This is a genomic window from Epilithonimonas sp. KH_059, assembly GCF_057838485.1.
On record NZ_CM174468.1, the window covers coordinates 2,164,060 to 2,184,121 of the forward strand.

Annotated in this window: 20 protein-coding genes and 1 tRNA gene; 6 read left to right on the forward strand and 15 right to left on the reverse strand. The window is 40.1% G+C overall.

The window, feature by feature from the left end:
- Positions 1-3: 3 nt before the first annotated feature.
- Positions 4-954: a transketolase family protein gene (locus tag AC3IRX_RS10225; protein WP_489210171.1), complete on the forward strand. Its 951-nt coding sequence runs from the start codon at positions 4-6 to the stop codon at positions 952-954.
- Positions 955-1,103: 149 nt separating this feature from the next.
- Here AC3IRX_RS10225 and ric read toward each other — a convergent pair whose 3' ends face one another.
- The 5 genes from ric to AC3IRX_RS10250 form a co-directional block, all read right to left on the reverse strand.
- The gene (gene ric, locus AC3IRX_RS10230; protein WP_489210173.1) at positions 1,104-1,823 is read right to left on the reverse strand and encodes an iron-sulfur cluster repair di-iron protein; all 720 of its coding nucleotides are present in this window, start codon (positions 1,821-1,823) and stop codon (positions 1,104-1,106) included.
- A 76-nt stretch (positions 1,824-1,899) separates the two neighbouring features.
- Positions 1,900-2,334 (reverse strand): RrF2 family transcriptional regulator, encoded by a 435-nt coding sequence (locus AC3IRX_RS10235; RefSeq protein WP_489210175.1) that lies wholly within the window; start codon positions 2,332-2,334, stop codon positions 1,900-1,902.
- Positions 2,335-2,336: 2 nt separating this feature from the next.
- Entirely contained in the window at positions 2,337-2,723 is a 387-nt protein-coding gene (locus AC3IRX_RS10240) for a hypothetical protein (RefSeq protein WP_489210177.1), read from the reverse strand.
- Between the two features lie 64 nt (positions 2,724-2,787).
- Positions 2,788-3,258, reverse strand: coding sequence for an Lrp/AsnC ligand binding domain-containing protein (locus AC3IRX_RS10245; protein ID WP_459084590.1), 471 nt, complete (start codon positions 3,256-3,258; stop codon positions 2,788-2,790).
- A 128-nt stretch (positions 3,259-3,386) separates the two neighbouring features.
- Positions 3,387-8,171 carry a translocation/assembly module TamB domain-containing protein gene (locus AC3IRX_RS10250; protein ID WP_489210179.1) on the reverse strand — a complete coding sequence of 1,595 codons (4,785 nt, stop codon included), beginning with the start codon at positions 8,169-8,171 and terminating at the stop codon, positions 3,387-3,389.
- A gap of 3 nt (positions 8,172-8,174) precedes the next feature.
- Here AC3IRX_RS10250 and tsaD point away from each other — a divergent pair, with 3 nt between their 5' ends.
- Both tsaD and AC3IRX_RS10260 read left to right on the forward strand, forming a co-directional pair.
- Entirely contained in the window at positions 8,175-9,209 is a 1,035-nt protein-coding gene (gene tsaD, locus AC3IRX_RS10255) for a tRNA (adenosine(37)-N6)-threonylcarbamoyltransferase complex transferase subunit TsaD (protein ID WP_489210181.1), read from the forward strand.
- A gap of 30 nt (positions 9,210-9,239) precedes the next feature.
- Positions 9,240-9,932, forward strand: a complete 693-nt coding sequence (locus AC3IRX_RS10260; protein ID WP_489210183.1) for an RsmE family RNA methyltransferase — start codon at positions 9,240-9,242, stop codon at positions 9,930-9,932.
- A 14-nt stretch (positions 9,933-9,946) separates the two neighbouring features.
- Here AC3IRX_RS10260 and AC3IRX_RS10265 read toward each other — a convergent pair whose 3' ends face one another.
- Positions 9,947-10,609 carry a TrmH family RNA methyltransferase gene (locus tag AC3IRX_RS10265; RefSeq protein ID WP_489210185.1) on the reverse strand — a complete coding sequence of 221 codons (663 nt, stop codon included), beginning with the start codon at positions 10,607-10,609 and terminating at the stop codon, positions 9,947-9,949.
- 41 nt (positions 10,610-10,650) lie between these two features.
- Here AC3IRX_RS10265 and AC3IRX_RS10270 point away from each other — a divergent pair, with 41 nt between their 5' ends.
- Positions 10,651-11,664 carry an asparaginase gene (locus AC3IRX_RS10270; protein ID WP_489210187.1) on the forward strand — a complete coding sequence of 338 codons (1,014 nt, stop codon included), beginning with the start codon at positions 10,651-10,653 and terminating at the stop codon, positions 11,662-11,664.
- A 76-nt stretch (positions 11,665-11,740) separates the two neighbouring features.
- Positions 11,741-11,827: transfer RNA gene (locus tag AC3IRX_RS10275), tRNA-Ser, on the forward strand.
- Between the two features lie 73 nt (positions 11,828-11,900).
- Here AC3IRX_RS10275 and AC3IRX_RS10280 read toward each other — a convergent pair.
- The 5 genes from AC3IRX_RS10280 to AC3IRX_RS10300 form a co-directional block, all read right to left on the reverse strand.
- The gene (locus tag AC3IRX_RS10280) at positions 11,901-12,275 is read right to left on the reverse strand and encodes a hypothetical protein (RefSeq protein WP_489210189.1); all 375 of its coding nucleotides are present in this window, start codon (positions 12,273-12,275) and stop codon (positions 11,901-11,903) included.
- Positions 12,276-12,635 carry a hypothetical protein gene (locus AC3IRX_RS10285; protein ID WP_489210191.1) on the reverse strand — a complete coding sequence of 120 codons (360 nt, stop codon included), beginning with the start codon at positions 12,633-12,635 and terminating at the stop codon, positions 12,276-12,278.
- 63 nt (positions 12,636-12,698) lie between these two features.
- Positions 12,699-13,810 (reverse strand): IS3 family transposase gene (locus AC3IRX_RS10290; RefSeq protein ID WP_489210193.1). Its coding sequence is split into 2 segments (ribosomal slippage): positions 12,699-13,555 and positions 13,555-13,810, totalling 1,113 coding nucleotides; the frame shifts between segments, so codons are not numbered across the junction.
- Positions 13,811-13,860: 50 nt separating this feature from the next.
- Entirely contained in the window at positions 13,861-14,424 is a 564-nt protein-coding gene (locus tag AC3IRX_RS10295; protein WP_489210195.1) for a hypothetical protein, read from the reverse strand.
- Positions 14,425-14,426: 2 nt separating this feature from the next.
- Positions 14,427-15,668 (reverse strand): tyrosine-type recombinase/integrase, encoded by a 1,242-nt coding sequence (locus tag AC3IRX_RS10300; RefSeq protein WP_489210197.1) that lies wholly within the window; start codon positions 15,666-15,668, stop codon positions 14,427-14,429.
- 309 nt (positions 15,669-15,977) lie between these two features.
- On the opposite strand from AC3IRX_RS10300, the gene AC3IRX_RS10305 reads away from it, so the two are divergent.
- A complete protein-coding gene (locus AC3IRX_RS10305) occupies positions 15,978-16,541 on the forward strand; it encodes a pentapeptide repeat-containing protein (protein ID WP_489210199.1) in 564 nt (187 codons plus the stop codon).
- 26 nt (positions 16,542-16,567) lie between these two features.
- Here the strand turns inward: AC3IRX_RS10305 and AC3IRX_RS10310 are convergent, their stop codons facing one another.
- The 4 genes from AC3IRX_RS10310 to AC3IRX_RS10325 are packed head-to-tail and all read right to left on the reverse strand — an operon-like array spanning position 16,568 to position 19,973.
- A complete protein-coding gene (locus AC3IRX_RS10310; protein ID WP_489210201.1) occupies positions 16,568-16,978 on the reverse strand; it encodes a cytochrome C in 411 nt (136 codons plus the stop codon).
- A 1-nt stretch (position 16,979) separates the two neighbouring features.
- The gene (locus tag AC3IRX_RS10315; protein ID WP_489210203.1) at positions 16,980-17,240 is read right to left on the reverse strand and encodes a hypothetical protein; all 261 of its coding nucleotides are present in this window, start codon (positions 17,238-17,240) and stop codon (positions 16,980-16,982) included.
- A gap of 1 nt (position 17,241) precedes the next feature.
- Positions 17,242-18,240, reverse strand: coding sequence for a cbb3-type cytochrome c oxidase subunit II (locus tag AC3IRX_RS10320; protein WP_489210205.1), 999 nt, complete (start codon positions 18,238-18,240; stop codon positions 17,242-17,244).
- Complete coding sequence (locus tag AC3IRX_RS10325; protein WP_489210207.1) at positions 18,240-19,973, reverse strand: cbb3-type cytochrome c oxidase subunit I; 1,734 nt, start codon at positions 19,971-19,973, stop codon at positions 18,240-18,242. Before AC3IRX_RS10325 ends, AC3IRX_RS10320 begins: the two co-directional genes overlap by 1 nt.
- Positions 19,974-20,062: the final 89 nt, after the last annotated feature.

Consider the following 20,062-nt stretch of genomic DNA (forward strand, 5'->3'; position numbering starts at 1 on the left):
GTAATGAAATATACATATACAGAGAAAAAAGATACAAGAAGTGGTTTTGGTGCAGGACTCGCACAGTTAGCGGACGAGAATCCAAATGTTGTGGCTTTATGCGCTGACCTTATTGGTTCTTTGAAAATGGAGAAATTCATTGAGAAAGCTCCAGAACGTTTCTATCAGGTAGGAATTGCTGAAGCTAATATGATTGGAGTTGCAGCAGGACTTAGCATCAATGGAAAAATTCCATTTACAGGTACTTTTGCAAATTTTTCGACCTCAAGAGTATACGACCAAATTCGTCAGTCCGTGGCGTATTCGGGAAAGAATGTGAAGATTTGTGCTTCGCATGCGGGACTAACCTTAGGGGAAGATGGTGCCACACATCAAGTTTTAGAGGACATCGGGATGATGAAAATGCTACCGGGCATGGTCGTGATTAACCCATGTGATTACAACCAAACCAAAGCAGCCACTCTTGCGATCGCAGACTATGAGGGTCCGGTGTATCTTCGTTTTGGCCGTCCAGCAGTACCGGTATTCTTGCCAGAAGACACCCCTTTTGAAATTGGAAAAGGGATTCTACTTCAGGAAGGGAAAGATGTAACCATCGTAGCAACGGGACACCTTGTGTGGGAATCTTTAGTGGCTGCAGAAGAATTGGAAAAAGAAGGAATTTCTTGCGAAGTGATTAATATCCATACCATCAAACCTCTTGACGAAGAGATTATTTTAAAGTCGGTGGGGAAAACAGGAAAGATCGTTACAGCAGAAGAACATAATTATTTAGGAGGACTAGGAGAGTCTGTAGCAGGCATGCTTGCAAGAAGACGTCCCACTCCTCAAGAGTTTGTAGCGGTAAACGATTCCTTTGGGGAATCTGCAACGCCAAGCGAACTCATGAAAAAGTATGGAATTGATTCCTCTGCGGTGCAAAGCGCAGTTAAGCGAGTGCTCGCTAGAGGATAATTTTCAGGTCCTAATAGGATAAAAAGCCATCCCATGCTTTAAGGCAAGGGATGGCTTTTTTATGCAGGTTTGCCTTTGTTACCACAAAAAAAGCACCCTTACTTTAGTAAGGGCACTCTCATTCAAATTAAATATAGGAATCGTGGTTATTAGTTTCGTAGGGCTTTTTCTAATTCCAAAGCTTTTGGAAATAGAATGTTGTTTTCAATATGGATGTGTTTATGCAAGTCGTCTTCAAACTCTTCTAGCATTCGAAAAGAAACTTGGTACGTGCTGCATGCATCTTCTGGGAATTGATACTGGTTTGTGAGTTCTGCGATCCTTCTAAAGCGTTCTCCTTCGATGTCGTGCTCGTGCATCATCATCTCGACTGGATTCTCTACGGATCCGAAGGAAGGTGCTGCGAGTGAGGCGTGGTTTCTTTGGGAATCCATCATGGTGCGTATGAAAGGGAAGAGAATTTGTTCCTCTTTTTGCATATGCGAAGTAAGTTCATTTGCAGACTGCTCAAACAATTCAAATACTTCAAACAGTTCAGGGTGTCTTGCTCCGTGGACTTTGCAGATCTTGTTTAAAAACTGAAGTAGGATGGGGGCTTTGTCGGTGATGTAACGGTGGTGGGTTTTCTCTACATAGTCGGCAAGTAGATCTAAGGGCCAAGATTTGTAATCAATCGATTCGCTGCTTGAGGATCCCAAATGTTCAAGTTCTTTAGCGACCTGACTCACGTCGGTGCCTTTAAGTTCAGTAGCCTCTTCTAAGGTTCTGTTGCCGTTGCAGCAAAAATCAATTCCGTATTTTTTAAAGACCGCCGCTGCTCTGTAGTCATGGGCGACGATTTGTCCGATGGTTTGGTCTAAAGTTGTCATATTGCTTTGTTTTGTACTACAAAGATAAACAAATTTTTTAAACAGGACAAAACTATCCGATTTGATTTAAAAAAATTTAGAACCGAAGTCGGAAGAGTCCTTCTTCGGTTCTCACGGCAAGATCCGCTAGGGTATATTTACAGGCCATCTCAATGAGACGTTCTCGAACCAATCTAAATTCATTGTGTACAGGGCAGGGGTTTTGAGAGGAGCATTCTTTGAGTCCCAGTCCGCAGGTTACAAAGATCGAGTCTCCATCGATGATGGTAATGATATCATAGATTCTGGTTTCTTGCATCTTTTCTGTAGAAAGATAAAATCCGCCCTGTTTTCCTCGGACAGACTGCATTACTTCCGCTTTGCACAATTGTTGAAGGATTTTAGCCGTAAAAGCCTCTGGCGCATCAATCGCATGGGCGATTTCTTTCACATTGACTCGCCTCTCACTAAGGTTTTGTTGAGCGATATAAATAGAAGCTTTAATTGCGTATTCGCAGGCTTTTGAGAACATAGTTAATATTTGAAAAATTGCCACTTAGGCACAATGGCTAGAAGTCCGATCCCCACAAACAAAAAGAGAGAAGTTACATCGGAATACAAAAACGTGTCTAGGTAATACAAATGGAAAACGAAGTGCATCAACGTGGCAAGTGGAAACAAAACGACTCCTAACTTTCGATAAAAGTAAATTAAGACGACCGAAAGGACAATCAAAAGATCGACCGCAAAGATCAAGTAAAAATACCAGATCGGAATGGTGAGGTGGTGCTCAAGGGTTTGAACATACTGATCTACGTCAATTCCAATTCCAAACACAGCAAAAAAGAGCATGGCAAGTAGAGAGAGGATCAGGCCCATTCCTTTTTCGGGACTCTCGCCTTTGAAGTAGTTTTTTTCCATTTGGTAAAAATAAAAAAACTTATGATAGAATCATAAGTTTTTAGGTTGATACTGTCTATCGATCTTAAATGGAGATCGCTTTGATAAGACGGTTTTTGTCGCTCATGTACTCTTCCATTGAAATCATACTTTCCGTTCTCATTACATCTTGGATGTCGTCGATTTGATAGATGATACGCTTCGCATCTTGCGTATTTCTAGCTTTCAATTTGCAGAAAATATTGTATTTCCCAGAAATCACGCTCGCTTCGACCACATTTGGAATAAGAGAGAGTTGTTTTAGAACGTCTTGTGTTCTGTTAGACTTGTTAAGAAGGATTCCAATAAATGCAGTGAAATGATAATCTAATTTCGCATAATTGATGGTAAGGGAAGATCCTAATATAATTCCTGCATCTTCCATTTTCTTTACACGCACGTGGATCGTTCCTGCGGATACGTCCATTTGTTTTGCGATTTCTGTAAAAGGCATTCTAGTGTTCTCTACAAGGAAATCTAGAATCTTTTTGTCTACTTCGTCTAATTGATAGTTCATTATAGTAAGGCTTGTTTTGTTAAGGATATCGTATATATTTGCAAATTTACGAAAAAAAACGAAAAGTAAAAATTTGAACTTAGTATTAACAATATTTAACAAACAAACTGATAATTGTCATAATATAATTAGTCAGCTGTCTTAATTTTTGCAGAATCTATTATAGCTTTCAGACTGTCTCTTTTTTGTTTATTCTTTTTTCTTTTGAAGATGGTATTAAAGCTTTTGCTGTAAACCACCCCAACTCCATAGGTTTGGTTTTCCCCAGTACCGCCTGCATTGCCCGCCACAAGACCAATGTTTGAAGGTTTAGAATAGGCTCTTAGAAGTCGTGTACCGTCGTTCTTTTTGCTCCAATCGTACTCGATAATCCCTTCTCCAGACAAATAATTGTATTCGGCACCCTCAGATCCTTTAGAAAGTGGAACTCCAAGACCGGTTTTAACAGTCACGCGAGGAGAAAGTGCGAAGCTAACACTTGCATTGGCTCGGTCTCCTGTGTTGGACCCGTTATCCCCTTTCAAATAGTTTAAATCGACTTGGACCTCGTTGCTTATCGTGTTGAAAACGGAGCCTAGCTGTTTAAATAGCATGTTGTATCCGGAGTTCTCAAGTGTGCTGCCCACATCGAGGTTAAATCCAGCAGAATTCTGCACATTGAAGGAGTTCATCACAAGGACACTCCCGAATTGGATTACTTTTTCGTCCTCATTCCCCATTTTGCCAGCGAGCGTTTCTTTTAGCTGACTAGATAGATCCGGCGCGGAAAGACCTAGTTCTACTCGAGGATCGTTAAGAGTGCCTCGAAGTCCAACGGAAAGAAGGACGTTTACAGGCGGCAAGGCACTTACCCCTAAGTATTGCCCCGTATTGGTGACCGCGCGGACGTAATTTGCTTGGATGTCTAGGGCTGGGGTCATGGCATTGCCATCCCAGCGCATGCTACTGCCTTTTACGATTTGGAAGGTCCTCTCCAGAATGGCCTGAGAAACAAAAGTTCCACTCTCCACAAGGTAGGTTCCGTTCATCGAAATGGTACCGTTAGGGAACATTCGGAATCGAAGAGGGTTGGCCGTTCCTCTCACGCTAATATTTCCGACATCTTCGGGTAAGTCGACATTCACTGTGGTCCCTTTGTCAATGGCAATATTAAAATCAAGGGTCATGTTTGCTCCGCTTCGTTTTTTCTCCTCTAACACAATAGCTCCTGAGGCATCCTCTTTTAAGAATCTAAGCATTTTGAACTCGTCTACACCCGAGGTGGATCCCGCATTAAAGGTGAATACACTGTTGTTTAAGGCGCGGAAAGGTTCGTTTAAATCGGTCGCAATATTTAGCCCCGAGACAGGTCCTGAGACGTAGAGGTTTCCTTGTCCGTAAACGCGTCCCCAAAACAGGTCGAAGTCTTTTTGTTGAGTGTTTAAAACCATTAGATTGTCTGCTCTCATAATGAGGTTGACTGCCATAGAAGAAAGGGTTTCAAATTGTATTACCCCAGAGATCGTACCGCTTGAATTGTTTCGTCCGTCCCTTAATTGGATTTCGTTTAAAATCGCTTGTCCTTTGGAAAGGGGGATGACGGTGTCCTCAAAGGAATAGTCCACCCCAATGAAATTCAGCTTAAGTCCAAAGTCACTAAGGGCAATGTCCCCACTATAATCAATATCGTTGATCGGTCCTGAGATGCTTAAGACTCCGGTTGCATTTCCTCGCAAATTACCAAAGACTCCTTTTACAAATTGCTGAGCAAAGGCAAGATCGAAATCGTTCATATCCATTTTCACATCTAGCGTAGGGGTTGGGGTGTTGTTGTTCACCGTTCCTATTAAGTGGAGGTTGTTATCCCCAATGATGCCTGCGGACACGACTTTTGCTTCAATATCGAAAACATTTTCTTGAGTGCTTTTTTTCGCATTCAAAGTAATGTTTCCCATGTCCTCTTCGTTCATAAAGATGTCGTCAATCTGCAGATCGACAAGTGGTTCGAGAACACTTTGGTTCATCACAATGTTAAAGGTTCCACTAGCAAGACCTTTGATTTTTAAATCATTTCCATTTGCCTGCATTTCCAAAAGCTTGGAGAGCTGGAACTGATCGAGTTTTCCTTCAATCTGGAAGTCTTTACCGGACTTGATTAAAGCCTGGGAAATAAGAAGTGAGCTCTCTTCGGAATAGACTCGGAGGTTATGAATGGCGATGTTTCCACTCGCTTTTTCATATACTATCGAATGGTCGAGTTCCGGACTTGTATCAATGGACCACGCCACAGTATTTACTTTTACTTCCGTAGGTTCAAATTTGAATAGGTAATCCCCACGCTCTGTAGTGGATTGGTTTAAATTGATTGCATACGATTTAAGGTCATTCTCCAATTCCATTTCGGGAGAGCCGTGAAGGAAACGGGTCGACAAATGAAGGACTTTTTGGTCTTCGTTTCTTCCCGTAAATGTGAAATCTCGTACGACATTATTTTTGTAGAGAACCCGGTCAATGTTTGCAAAGAGCTGCTCTTCTAAATTCGCAGTATTGATGCGAACCACAAGATTCTCGACCATTGCACTGTCTTTTTTAATCGGCTCACCTGTATCTGTTTGAGCAAGGGCTGGGTTGGCCGTGTCTAAAACCTGGTCTAGTTGCGCAATTTGCTCTTTATTCGTTAGAAGGTACTTAAGGCTTGAGGCTTCAATGTTGAGAACCAAATCGTTTGAGTTTCCTTGGTAGGATCCTGAAACCGTAGCCCCAGTAGGGAGTTGTAAATTGGGTGCAAAGTAATTGACAAGACCTTGCCTTACGTCAAATTCTAAGTTGAAACTTTGCCCTTTGTACTGTTTGGTAGGAGGGGGCCCTACAAGAATCTTTTGTAGACCGTTTTCAATCATGCCCGCTAAATCTGCAAGCTGATAGTCTCCTGCAATTCGGCCATTGACGGCTCCTGGGGCGGTAACTTCCACCACCCGGTTTCCAGCTGTGAAATAAGCTTTGACATTGGCATTCGGCACGAAGTAAGATTTCCCCGCATTTGTGAATCGAAGGTTCTCGGCCGTAGCCGCAAGATCAAGGTCGTTAAGGTTTGACATTGCCAATTTTGCATCCAGCTTCCCGCTTATCACTTGGTTCCCTTTGGAGCCCGTGAAGTAATTTAAATTAAGATGATCAATTTGTGCAATTACATCCGCTAGTAGTCGACTCGTTTTGAAATCAAATTTCCCGTTGACAGTTGCTTTCGCATTGGGGTCATCCACCCTTATGAGTCCATTGTAGGTTTTGCGGTTGAGCTGCCCATCAAGGACCAAGTTATGAATGGTTTTGTCTAAGATTTCAATTCTTGAAAGATTTGCTTTGGCATCGACGACCATTCGGTTAAGATCAAAACTTTCCCCCACGAAGTTTATTTTTCCGGATATTAGACCTACTTCGGGCATTTTGGTGATGGCCTCGGCATTTAAATCATTGAGCTCCGCATATCCTCGATAGCGGGGAAGCTCGGTGCTGTAATTTTCAAGAAAGACATTCTGTAATTTTGCTTGGCCAATGCCTGTGATTAGATTTCCATTTGGTATGAAGATTTGTTCGGGTCTCACCCTTACAGCTCCTTTGTAGCGTAAACGACCAAAATCATCTGCAATGTTTTTGAGTTTGGTCGCTATAAAGGTGGGTAGCATCTGCTTTAGTCCCACATAAGTGAAGTCCGTCGAAAGGTCATTCGATTCAATTTCAAAGGAGCCTTGCATTAAATTTTTAAGACGCATGGTAGAGGTAGCTATGCTAACGTCTCGGTCTCCAATGATAAAGTTTTCTAAATGGAAGTTGTTAAGCGGGCCCGTCATTTTCCCTGATATATTCACGGGTTTATAATTATCCCACTGGGTCATGAAGTAGCTTAGGTCATATCCACTAAGTTGACTTCCTCGTTTTAGGTCCACATCCCATCGTACTTTGGTGCTAAAGTCTTGAAAGGAGCCCTGATTTAAGTTGAGTTTAATGTCGCCTTGCAGTAAACTATGGTCTGTATTAAAGGTCAAGTCTGTGAGGGAAAGAAAATCGTTTGTAAGTGCAATTTCGGTTGAAAAGGTATCAATGTAATGCGTCTTCCCATAGCGGGTCGTGTAGAAACTAAGGTTATTTACCTGCGCAGATACATTCGGTCCATTGACTTTCACTTTAGGAGCCGTTAAATTTAATTGGGTGGCTCGGAGCCAAGTTCCTTCTTCCCCCGGTTTGTTTTGGTTGACAATGGATACTTTGGAATTGACAAGCTCTACTCGTGAGTCTAATTGAAAGGGTGGTTTCAGAGGGTCAGAAGGTTTGCCTGAGTCAAAATTCCCAACGTATTTAATGAAGTTAGAGATGCTATCGCCTTTGTAAGTTACGATTTTGATGTCCGCATTGGTGAGTTGAAGGGAATTGAAGCTAAGGGCATTGTTTTTTCCTACGTTTGTAACTAGGGCAATCCAATTGGAGTTGGCTCGAAACTCGCGCACCTTAATAAATTCGAGACCTCTTGTGTCCTCGATTCGTAAACCTCGTATGGTGACATCACCAAAATAGTCGACCTCAATGCTTTGCGTGGTCATCTTGGCTTTGAAATCTTGATTGAGAACTTTAAGCGCCTGATTTGCGGCCCACTGTTTGGTCACATTCAAATTGATGGCGATGAGCAGCAAAGCCGCGAGGCCAAGTCCAATCCAAAACACGTACAATAACAGTTTAGCCCACCACTTATAGTCTGTGACGTCTTTTGCGGCTTGCTCCGCAAATTCGCCGACTACTTCGACGGGGTTTTCCACCACGTCTTTTGCAAGGTCACTCACATCTTTCACAGCATCCTTGGCAGCATCGCCTACTTTTTCAGGTAAGGATTTGTTTTTGTTTTCGAAATTTTCGTTCTCGTTTTTATTCTCTAAATTTGCCATATAATGAGCGAATCAACTATAATTTTGGGTATCGAATCCTCCTGTGACGACACTTCTGCAGCGGTGATTAAGGGTAATAAAATACTTTCAAACATTGCGGCCACTCAAGCAATCCACAACGAATACGGTGGAGTGGTTCCCGAGCTCGCTTCGCGTGCCCATCAACAAAATATAATTCCAACGGTTCAAAAATCACTGCTTGAAGCAAATATACAACAAAATGGAATTTCAGCCATCGGATTTACACGAGGACCTGGACTGCTTGGATCTCTCCTTGTAGGAACGTCTTTTGCTAAATCTTTGGCCATGAGTTTGAGGGTTCCGCTTATCGAGGTAAACCACCTGCAGGCACATATCCTTGCCCATTTTATCGAAGATGCAAATAGTGTGCCTCCTAAATTTCCTTTTTTATGTCTTACCGTAAGTGGAGGGCATACGATGATTGTCCTCGTGAAAGATTATTTCAAGATGGAAATTTTAGGAAAGTCCATTGACGATGCCGCTGGGGAAGCTTTTGATAAAATAGGCAAATTGTTGGATTTAGATTATCCTGCAGGGCCTATTGTAGATAGGTTAGCGAAGTCTGGAAATGAGAATGCTTTTGAATTTAGCAAGCCCAAAGTGCCTGGCTACGATTATTCGTTTAGTGGAATTAAAACCTCTGTTTTGTATTTTGTTCAAAAGCAGCGAAAGCTAAATCCAGATTTTACTACTGAGCATTTAAATGATTTGTGTGCAAGTGTTCAAAAAACCATTGTAGATACCCTCATGACGAAGCTTGAAAAAGCAGCTCTTGATTTTGGAATCAATGAAATTGCAATTGCGGGAGGCGTTTCTGCCAATTCCGCTCTTCGAAGCGCAATGCTTGCCAATGCGCAGCAAAAAGGTTGGAATGTCTACATTCCTAAATTTGAGTACACCACGGACAATGCAGCGATGATTGCCATGGTGGCCAAACTTAAGTACGATTTAGGTGAATTCTCGCCACTCGATATCAGCGCAAGTGCGAGATACGATATAGAACAAGATTTTGAATAATTACAAAAGGTAAGCCCACAGAATTCAACTATGAGATTATTTTATGGCCAAGTTCTACCGCAAGTAGAAATTTATCCTGAGGAACAGCAACACCTTGTGAAAGTACTTCGTATCAAACAAGGAGAGGAAGTATTTGTCACCGACGGGAACGGAAATTTAGCCAAGGGATTGGTTTTATTCGAAGGAAAAAAGGTGAGAATTGACGTTTTAGAAATAAAAACAGAACTTTCGAATTTTCCTCTCAAGATTCATCTGGCCATCGCTCCAACAAAGAACATAGATCGCATCGAGTTTTTTACGGAGAAGGCAACCGAACTGGGTGTAAGTGAGATTACCTTTCTTTCCACGGAGAAGACGGAAAGAAGGAACCTTAATTTTGAAAGGTTAGTGAAGCAGTCGATTGCGGCCTCAAAACAATCGCTACGTTTTCATTTTCCAAAGCTTAACCCTCTCACAACATTGTCAGAATTTATTTTGACATGCAATCCAAGTTCAACCTATGTTGCGCATTGTGATCCTAGTTTTAGTCGTTTGGAATTAAAGGAGCTACCTGTAGAGGAAAGTCAAACCTTTTTAATCGGTCCGGAAGGAGATTTTAGTCCGAAAGAAATTGAGAACTTAATTCAAAAAGGAGTTAGGGCGGTTTCGTTAGGGCCACAGCGTCTTAGGACGGAGACTGCAGGTGTTTTTCTTGCCGCTTGGAACTACAGTAAATTTTTCTAAACGCGTAGTGAACCTTAAGAGTTCTTCTTTAGATACTGCTCGTAAATTTCCTTGCCACTGGGAATCGTATTAATTGCCCAACGGATTTTTAACTCCAGCTGTTTTTCCTGTGAAAGCGTAGTGGGAAGGTTGGAGCGAAGTAATTTCTGCTTCAATTCATAAAGGCATATGCCAGCTGCAACCGAAACATTATAACTTTTTGTAAATCCGAACATGGGAATAGAGAGTGTCCGATCGCTTAGCGCAAGGGCTTCTTTAGATACCCCTTTCAGTTCGGTGCCAAACAAGAGGGCAACCGGAGCTGTGATTTCAAAATCGGGAAGCTCAACCGCATTGTTTTCAAGAGAAACCGCCACAAGCTCATAGCCACGATCTTTAATTTCGTGAAGAGAGCTGAGGTCTGCTTTCATCTTTTCGACCTCGACCCATGTTTCTGCGCCTTTGGTCACGGTCAGATTCGGATTGAACTCATTACGCTCTTCAAGGGCTACAATTTTATGGAATCCACAGGCCTCGACGCTTCGTACAATGGCGGCCGCATTGCGGAATTGGTAAACGTCCTGCATGACGGGAAGAATAAAGTCCGAACTTTCTTTGGAATAATGTTCTATTTTTTCTAAGCGGGCAGGCGTTAGAAATTCTTTTAAATAGTCGAAGGTGCGTTGAAGTTTTTCCATTTCATTTTCAAATCGATGCAAATTAACGTAATTTTACGCTTATGAAACGTAAAGTCCTTTTAATATATACGGGAGGTACCATAGGAATGGAAAAAGACTACGGTACAGGGAGTTTAAAGCCCTTTAATTTTGAGAATATTTTTTCAAAAATTCCAGAAATGCAGCTTCTTGAATGCGAGGTTAGCGTACAGCCCTTTGACAAGCCGCTGGACTCTTCTGATATGGGACCTGACGAATGGCAAAGAATTGCAAAGTACATTGGGGATAATTACGATCAGTACGATGGGTTCCTCATATTGCATGGAACCGATACCATGGCCTATACCGCCTCAGCGCTTAGTTTTATGTTAAAAGGACTACGGAAACCTGTTATTTTAACAGGTTCGCAATTGCCCATTGGGGATCTTCGGACCGATGCAAAAGAAAACTTTTTAACGGGACTAAATTATGCAAGTCTTTATGAAAATGACGAGGCCGTTATTCAAGAGGTAGCCATCTATTTTGAATACAAACTTTTGCGTGGATCTAGAACCCTAAAGCATTCTGCAGAATATTTTGACGCATATTTAAGTCCAAATTACCCCATTTTAGGACAAAGCGGCGTGCACCTTCATTTCGCAAAAGAGGCCCTTTTTCGTTCGAGCCCAGAGGTGCCATTTGAAGTAGATTATCACCTGTCTCCCAATGTTTTATTTTGGCGTGTGTTTCCAGGCATGTCCATGGTTCACCTGCGTGAGCTTCCCAAAGTGAGAGTGCTAATATTGCAAGTGTATGGGTCGGGAACCATCTCGAATTCAGCACATACCGAGAAAGTGTTGCAAAAACTTAGAGACCAAGGAACCGAAATTGTAGTCATAAGCCAATGTGTTTCCGGAGCCATTTCTTTCGGGAAATATGAGAATAGTTCTGTTTTTACGAGAGTAGGCGCCATTAGTGGAAAAGACATGACTTCAGAAGCGGCCATCACGAAGGCAATGCATTTAATGGACAACCCAAAGTTCAATCAAGATTTTGCAACCCTATTTAAATCGAGCTTGTGTGGGGAAATTTCCTAGAGAATTTTGGATTCAAAAAGCAGGGTGTAGATTTCCTTCTTTGAAATAAATAGTGTATTTTTGCCATCTTGAAAATAGAGAGGTGCTCGAGTGGCTGAAGAGGCCAACCTGGAAAGTTGGTATGCGGGTGACTGTATCGAGGGTTCGAATCCCTTCCTCTCTGCGAAAATCCCTGTAAGCATCTAACTTACAGGGATTTGTATTTTCGGGTGCTAAAATAGGTGCTAATTGTTTTCTTAATCTTTTGTTTTCCAAAATTTATTAAAACTCCAATTATTCCCTTCGCCGCCGTCATTTGTAAAATATGTTTCGAGGAATATCTCCATTGCATTTATGTATTGGCTGACTAATAATACGGCATCACTATTAGTAGGAAGTGTATCCGTGTCCAATAATTCCAAAAATTCAACTGTTGGCTGTTCTGCTAAGATTAATTTGATTTCTTCGAGTTTTTTATTGACCGTCCTTACTTTAAAGGCATTTAGAGGTTCGTCTTGCTTCTTTTTTGAAAGTTCTCTTATTTCGTTTAGATCGCTTTTAATCATAGGAAACAACAGATCAAACCTTTCGGAATTTCGTTTGGTTGGTAAGTTAATTTTATTTTTTTTCATTTATTTATATTTATATGGATTGTGCCGAAATTTATAAGTTTTCACTTTAGTTTCTCCATCCATCCATGTGTCGTGAATCAAATTATCCTTTCTCATATTTTCAAAACTTGATAGGTATTGCGTCAGAATAAGTACTACATCGCTCGTAGTTGGTAAATTATCTTCTTCAAAGGTTGAAAAATTTTCAAAAGGTATATACTTTTTTCCAAGAATCTCATTGGATTCAGATATGATTTTATTAACAAAACCCAATTTAAACTTGTTTAAACCATCGTCAGGTTTTTTCTTTGATAATGCATCAATCTCAGAGTGTAAGCCTTCAAGTTGAGCTAGAGTTTTTTCGTACTGTGCGCTCCCCATTTTCAGTACTTTTCAAAAATAGAATTTTTTCTTGATTGACCTCCCCCCGATATATGGAACAATCTAAAATAGAGAAATTTGCATGTTTTGACTGTTTTCAATGAACTCGTTTGGCGTTAAATTCCCCAATGAGCTATGGGGTCTGTAACTGTTATAATCCTCTTTCCAGACATCCAGCTTTTGCTGTGCATCTTCCAGCGATAAGAACCAATTCACATTGAGGCATTCATCTCTTAATGATCCGTTAAAACTCTCTATAAATGCATTATCTGTTGGCTTTCCCGGCCTGGAGAATTCCAGTTCTATTTTCCTTTCATAAGCCCATCTGTCCAATGCTTTACTGATAAACTCCGGTCCGTTATCAATCTTAATCCGCTTGGGATAGGCTTGCTGCTCAAAGGTAACATTTTTTAATATTTCAGCAACATCTTCTCCTTTAATGGAAATTCCGGAATGAAGCACCAAGGATTTACGGCTATAATTATCCACTAAAGTTAAGACCCTGAATTTCTTGCCGTCAAACAGGGCATCGCTCATAAAATCCATGCTCCAGCACTCATGTAAACTAGAAGCAATGCCATTGGTAGGAACCCGGGAGCGTGCAGATTTTATTCTTTTGTTCCGTTTTCTCCTTAGGTTCAAACCTTCCTCACAATAGATTCTGTAGATCCTTTTATGATTGTCCTTCCATCCTTCCCGTCTCAGAAGAATATGTAAACGCTGCACGCCATACCGAACACGAATGTTGGAAAGTTCTATGAGTCGCATCCTCAGAGCCTTATCATCTCTCCGATGTGGATGGTAATAATAAACACTAGGCTGTAAAAACACCAAACGACAGCTTCTTCGCTGAGAAACCCGGTAATCCTGCTGTATCCCTTTCGCCAGTTCACGCCTCTGAACCGGCTTTAGAACTTTTTTTTCAGAACATCCTGAAGAATTTGCTTATCCAAACTTAAATCAGCTACCAACTTTTTGAGCTGGCTGTTCTCTTCTTCCAGCTGGCGCAAACGGCGAAGTTCCGTGATGCCTAAGCCTCCGAATTTTTTTTTCCAATTGTAAAAAGTTGCCTCGCTGATACCCATTTTGCGACATACTTCTTCCACTTTTACTCCCGTGTCGGATTGCTTCAAGGCGAAGACAATCTGACTTTCTGTAAATCTGCTTTTTTTCATCTGATTATTCTTGTTTTAAAGTTAATTGCTTTATCGAAAAATCTCTACTTTTAAGTGTTACGGTTTTGTGGGAGAAGGTCAGACTTATTATCAACAATAAGATTGTAGTTCTCATCAATATACCGATGGTCTATTAAGAATTTTTTTAATTTTGGCTCTGTATTGTCACCAATCAGAATTTCCTTAAGAATCAATTTTCGATGTGTTTTTTTTTCAAGTAAAAAATATAAAATGAGCGTTTTTTCTGCACCTGACAAAAAATTTTCGCGAAGTATTACAGCTCTGCTTGCTGATAAGTGCCGGAAAGATTCCTTTTTATATTGTGTTAGACAATAATCTATTTTATCTTCAAAAGTGTGATGTTGCGTTTTCTCCATGTCTTTAAAATGATATGAAAAAAAATGGTCTAATCTTTCATATTCAATTAATTTTTTTTCTCTCTCCTTTATAGTCAATTCTCCTATTTTTTCGGCATTTATTTGAGCCTTCGCAATCTTTTCAGATAACAAAGTTTTAATTATTTTCCTCTTACCAACAAAATAAATCAAGAGGGGGATACCTACTAATTCATGCCACGGCATCCACCATCCATAAATGTTTTTATTTTTACTCATAATTATTTAAATACTTCGTTCATATAATTTACTTTATCTTCTTCACTTGGTCTATAATAGGTATTGAAAACCTCTAGGCTTGTATGGCCTGTATAGCTCATAATCACCTTATCCGGAACCCGTTTATTTTTCATTATAGTAATAAAACTTCTGCGAGCAGTATGGCTAGAAATGCGTTTCCAAAATTCTGAGCTTTTATAAACCAACTCGTCACCATATTTCATCGTTTTTTTTATTTCATCTGTAAATTCCAGCTCTTTGAAAACTTCTTTTATGTATTCATTCATTTTTTGGTTAGAAATCACAGGCAAATCGTATTCGTATTTTTCTAATATCTTTTTCGAAATTGGATTAAGAGGAATTGAAAGATTTTTTGACTTACTTTTCAAATCAATTACTCGTATAAAATCACCCTGAATATCATTCTTTGTTATCTTGCTATAATTTCCAAACCTCATGCCCGTTGTACAGCCAAAAACGAATAAATCACGCACTCTTTCAAGTTTCTTATTTTTAGAAAAGTCGTGGCTATAAATTTTTTCCACTTGTTCCATGTTAAGCGCAACTTCATCGGTTCTAAATTTAGGTGGTTTCTTGAAGGCAATGAAATCATTATTATATGTGTATTTTTTACTCAAGCACCAATACAAGAAAGTTTTTAACAACCCTACATCCCTATGAATGGTATTTGCAGAATGATCTTTGACTTCAACCGAATATTTCAGGAACTTGTTATAAGTTTTCTCATCGAAATTGGAAAGACTCAATTTGATTTTGGATTTGTTTTGAAATTCAAACAAAAGGTTTTTGTTAAATTCATACCTTGTTTTTGTTGAATTAGAGATTCCTTTACCTGAGAAATCATTTACCTTTTCTTCGATAAATTCATCGTACAGACGGAAGAAATCATCCTTCACTTTTGCTTTTTTAAATTCTTCTTCAAATCTATGACGCAAAATGTCAGAAGTTAGTTCTTCATTGATGTTTTTATACCTATTCACAATTTCAGAAAAAAACGAACTATATCTATCAAGTTGCTTTTTAATCGTCCTGTGATTTTCGGCTTTGGCTGTCCTTCCATTTAAATCGTTAGGCTGTCTATTCTCAAAATCCCATTCAGAGGGTTTAATATTTTCGCCGGTAGAATAAATAAAGTTTTTCCTTTCATTTCCAAAGTAAGCGCGGAAATAGATTAAGGTTTCCTTTGTGGATTTCGGCTCTTTTAATTTAAATGTGAAATTCATTAGGTGCTAATTTAGGTGCCAATACTTTTATAAATAGATACATAAAAGACATATATTCATTTGTACAAATATATGTAAATAATTGATAAATAAGAGTTTTGTATATAATAAGGTATATCTAAACTAGTAAGGTTCATTTCCCATCCTCTCTGCAAAGTAAGTATTCAAATCTTACGAAAACCCTTTAAACAATGCGTTTAAAGGGTTTTTCTTATCTATATTTACTGTGTTTTTGAAAACCTATTGGAAGTTTTCAAAAACAGTTGGTATGCGCTAGTTCACTACTTTATTACTTGAAAAAACAAACCTATGGAAGAAAATTTCACTCAAGACAAAAGCTTTGACAAAGACTTTGTGCCCCAAAAAGGCGAGTACGAAAACTGTGATTTTAGTAACTGTAACTTTGCCGATAGTGACCTATCCGATTATAAGTTTGTTACCTGTAGATTCAACGTATGCAATTTTAGTTTAGCAAAACTTTACAATACGGCGTTTCGGGATGTGAAATTTCGTGACTGCAAGATGTTAGGACTTCGGTTTGATACTTGCAACGAATTTGGAGTTTCTTTCGGGTTTGATGGGTGCCAACTCAATCATTCTTCCTTTTACAAGATGAGTGTCAAAAAAACAATATTCAAAAATTCGCAAATGCAAGAAGTAGATTTCGTAGAAGCGGATCTAACGGGCGCAGTGTTCGAGAATTGCGATTTAAGACACGCCATTTTTGACCGCACACTCCTTGAAAAAGCAGACTTTCGGTCTTCTTATAATTATACACTTGATCCAGAAGCCAACCGAATTAAGAAGGCTAAATTTTCAAGTATAGAGGTTTTAGGTCTGTTAGATAAATACGATATTGATATCGAAAGATGATTCAGAGATTTGAGAGTCAAAGAATTCTAAATACTGAAGTTCGCAATGAGGTAATAGATTGCCCAGGCTCCAAATAGCAGAATTACTACCCAAAGCCAAACCGGAATCACCCTAGGGTTTTCACTTCCTTTAATTATAAAACTTTGTTTTTTTCCTGTATCGTACGCGTTAATCATCAGTGGAATTACGCCATTGACAGTTTCGTTTTTCTTAAGTCCCTCGATATTAATGATTGGACCATTTCGAACCGTGAAGGGAATGGTTTTGATTCCCTCGCTGGTTGCAAATTGGCTGATAATTTTAAGTTGGTGCTCTCCATCGGTAAGTTTAGTGGTGTCTAGGTTGAAAACGATAGGAGTTTGCAATTCTGCCACCGGATGTGGGTTGTCGTCCACATAGAGAAGCACCTTCGCGTTATGGGAGTTGTTTGTATCCATCTTAGTAATTTAAGACATTTTTTTTAATATGAGAAGAGCTTTTCTCTCCAGGTACTATAAGGTATTTCGCAGAATAGAATAAAGTAGCAAGTGTGATAAGTGCGATAATCGCTACGATAATCCAATCCAAAGTGCCTTGCGGTCCACTACCGTGGGTTAAGTTTTTGGTAAGGGCAGGTTGTTGCAAATCGCAAGCTTCGCATGCGAGCGCCATTACAGGAGCGAGTAGGGTAAATAGGAGGCTATATATTAATCGTTTCATATTACTTCATTTGGTCTAAGATGGTTTGAACTTCTTCTTTGGTCACTTTCGTACTGCTATTTCCCCAACTTTCACGTTCGTGGTTGATAATAGCGGCAATTTCATTTGCTTTAAGACCCGCGTTAGTTCCTACGGCGGGCATTTCTGCATACGCAGGAGCAAGACCATTGTAACCCTTCATGATGATTGTCACATAAAGTTCCAAATCATCGCCGGTCACCACGGGGTCCCCCTTCAAAGGAGGGAAAGCTCCGGGGATGCCTTCTCCATTGGCTTGGTGGCAACTCGCGCAATGTGTGGAGTACAGAGCATCTCCGTCTGGGAGATCGTCCCCTGCGCCACCGCCACCGGAAGCCTGTGCTTTTTCTTCTTTCTTATACAAGAATTCCTTTGCTGGAATAGTAACAGGTAAATCCGATTGTTTTAGATAAAGCAGATAAGCGACGAGGTCTCTGGCATCGTGTTTTGCTACTAATTTGTGATTTGATTTTCTAAATTCCTCTGGAATGTTGACTTCTTTGTCGTTGGGTCCTAAATATTCCTTGTATTCAAATAGCCAAGGGTAGGCAGGCATGACGGATTGGGGCACAACAGATCTGGGGTTGTAAAGGTGGGCATATTGCCAATCTTCACTAGGTTGTCTTTGTCCAATGTTGGTGAGGTCCGGTCCTGTACGTTCCGTACCCATTAAGGTTGCCGTATTTTGGAAGAAATTTAGTCGTTTGTTCCGAGCGTAATCCGCTGCAATACTAGGGCGGGAGCCAAAGGGTTGATCCATATCCACATTACGAACTTGCTGCGTGTGACAAGCCACGCATCCTTCGCTAATGTAGACTGCTTTTCCCCGTGATTCTGCCTCCGTCATTGCTTTTGAGGTTGTGAGCGGTTTATAGGTTCTTTGGTTGTCTAAGGCAGGAAGTAAACAGACAAAGAGTGTGAGTCCAAAGAAAAATAAAATGGCCGCCGTAAATAGTTTTTTATGATTATTGTAAAATTCCATTAGAGAGCGCTTTTATTGGATTGAATAATATCTAAAACTTCTTGAGGAGATTCGGGAAGAACCACTTCTTTTTTAGGTTTAATCATACGGTAGAAATTGTATGCAAATAAGAGATGCGAAATCCACATCATGGTTCCTCCAATGGCCCGCCATAACCAATAAGGCATCATATGAACGACCGAATCAAGGAATGGGGCTTTGTCAATCCACATGAGTCCTCTTGTTGTAGATCCAATCATGAGCGATACCGTATAGAGGAGTAAACCAATTAGAGCCATCCAAAAATGCAGACCTACAGTTAAACTAGGAGGTTCGTAGGTGGTCAATCTAGGTACGAGCGTGTAAGAGAAGGACCATAACATAAAGGTGATGATTCCATACATGGTCAAATGGGAGTGAGCGACTGTAAAGTCGGTAAAATGCCACATTAAATTGGTTTCTCTAAATGCTTCTGCTGTTCCCTGGAGGGATCCAGAGAAATAAAAGATAATCGAAACAAGGTAGAAAGGTAAAACATAACTATACCGAATTCGATGCCAGGATCCACGGATGGTAAAGAAGAAGTTGATACTTCCGGCCAACACGGGTATGACCATCCCGACGCTTGCGACAATGGCCACTGTTTGTAGCCACCATGGAATTGCGCTAAAGATAAAGTGGTGAGTCCCGATTAGGGTGTAAAATAAAATTTGAGTCCAAAAGGCCAATATACCTAAGCTATAGGAATAGATGGGACTGTTTAGCTCCTGGGGTAAGAAGTAGTACATTAAGCCTAGGTTGAAAAACATGAACCACATGCCAACTCCTTGATGCATATAATATCCCTGGACAATGGTTTCTCCAAGACCGTTTTGCCAGAAAGGCAAGTAAGCAACAAGCAGGATCGTAACCACAAACATCATGGCTGAGATTATATACCAATTGGACAAATAGATTTCAACCGTTTTTCGGCTTGCAACCGTTTTGTAATGATTGTACAGCGTAATTAAGACCCCAAGAGCAAAAAGAAGCATAATAGGCCAAATGTATTCTCTGTATTCACCTCCGCTATTGTTTATTCCAGCCATTAGGAAAAGGGATCCAAATAAAACTGCTGAGTTTAAGAGGATTAAAGTCCAGTAGCCTAACTTTAATTTATAGATTCGCGTGTTGCCCACGCGAGGTACGACGAAATAGGAAAGTCCAATCATGGCAATGGATGCCCATCCCCAAAATACCATATTCGTGTGTACGGGACGCAAGCGCCCAAAGCTTAACCAACTTACATGGTCTGAGTCTGGGGCCACAAATTTGATTCCCAGGTACATCCCAACAGTGGTACCAATGATAAGCCATGTGATTGCACAGCTTAAGTACCATAAAATCATTGTTTTTTCCTCCTTCGGGATTGAAATGATTAATTTTTCTTTTCGTTTGGTTTGTAGGAACCGAACGTCCTCCACTTCCTGACTTTCATTGATCAGGCCTCGTTCGTCTTTCACTTCTCTAATTGGAGAAAGTTCATTTCCTTGCAATTTGAATTCGAGTTCTTTTTTTCTCTGCTCAAGTTGCTCAATGTCTTTGGGACCAAAGGATTTAATTTTGGATTTAATTTTTTTAAGTTCATTTCGCCTTTTAAGGTTTGTGATCATACCGCTAACCCGGATTAACATCAGTATTAAGGCGAAAAGAATAGGGAGTAGAATCAGAAACAAGGTGATTTGAAGTCCTGTACTCGAAGTGAATAGATCCATGCAATCATAATTTGAAGTCAAATTTACGATGAGGCCCACTCAAATAATATGTTTGAAATCATGAAATAATTGCGAAATATTTCTTATTT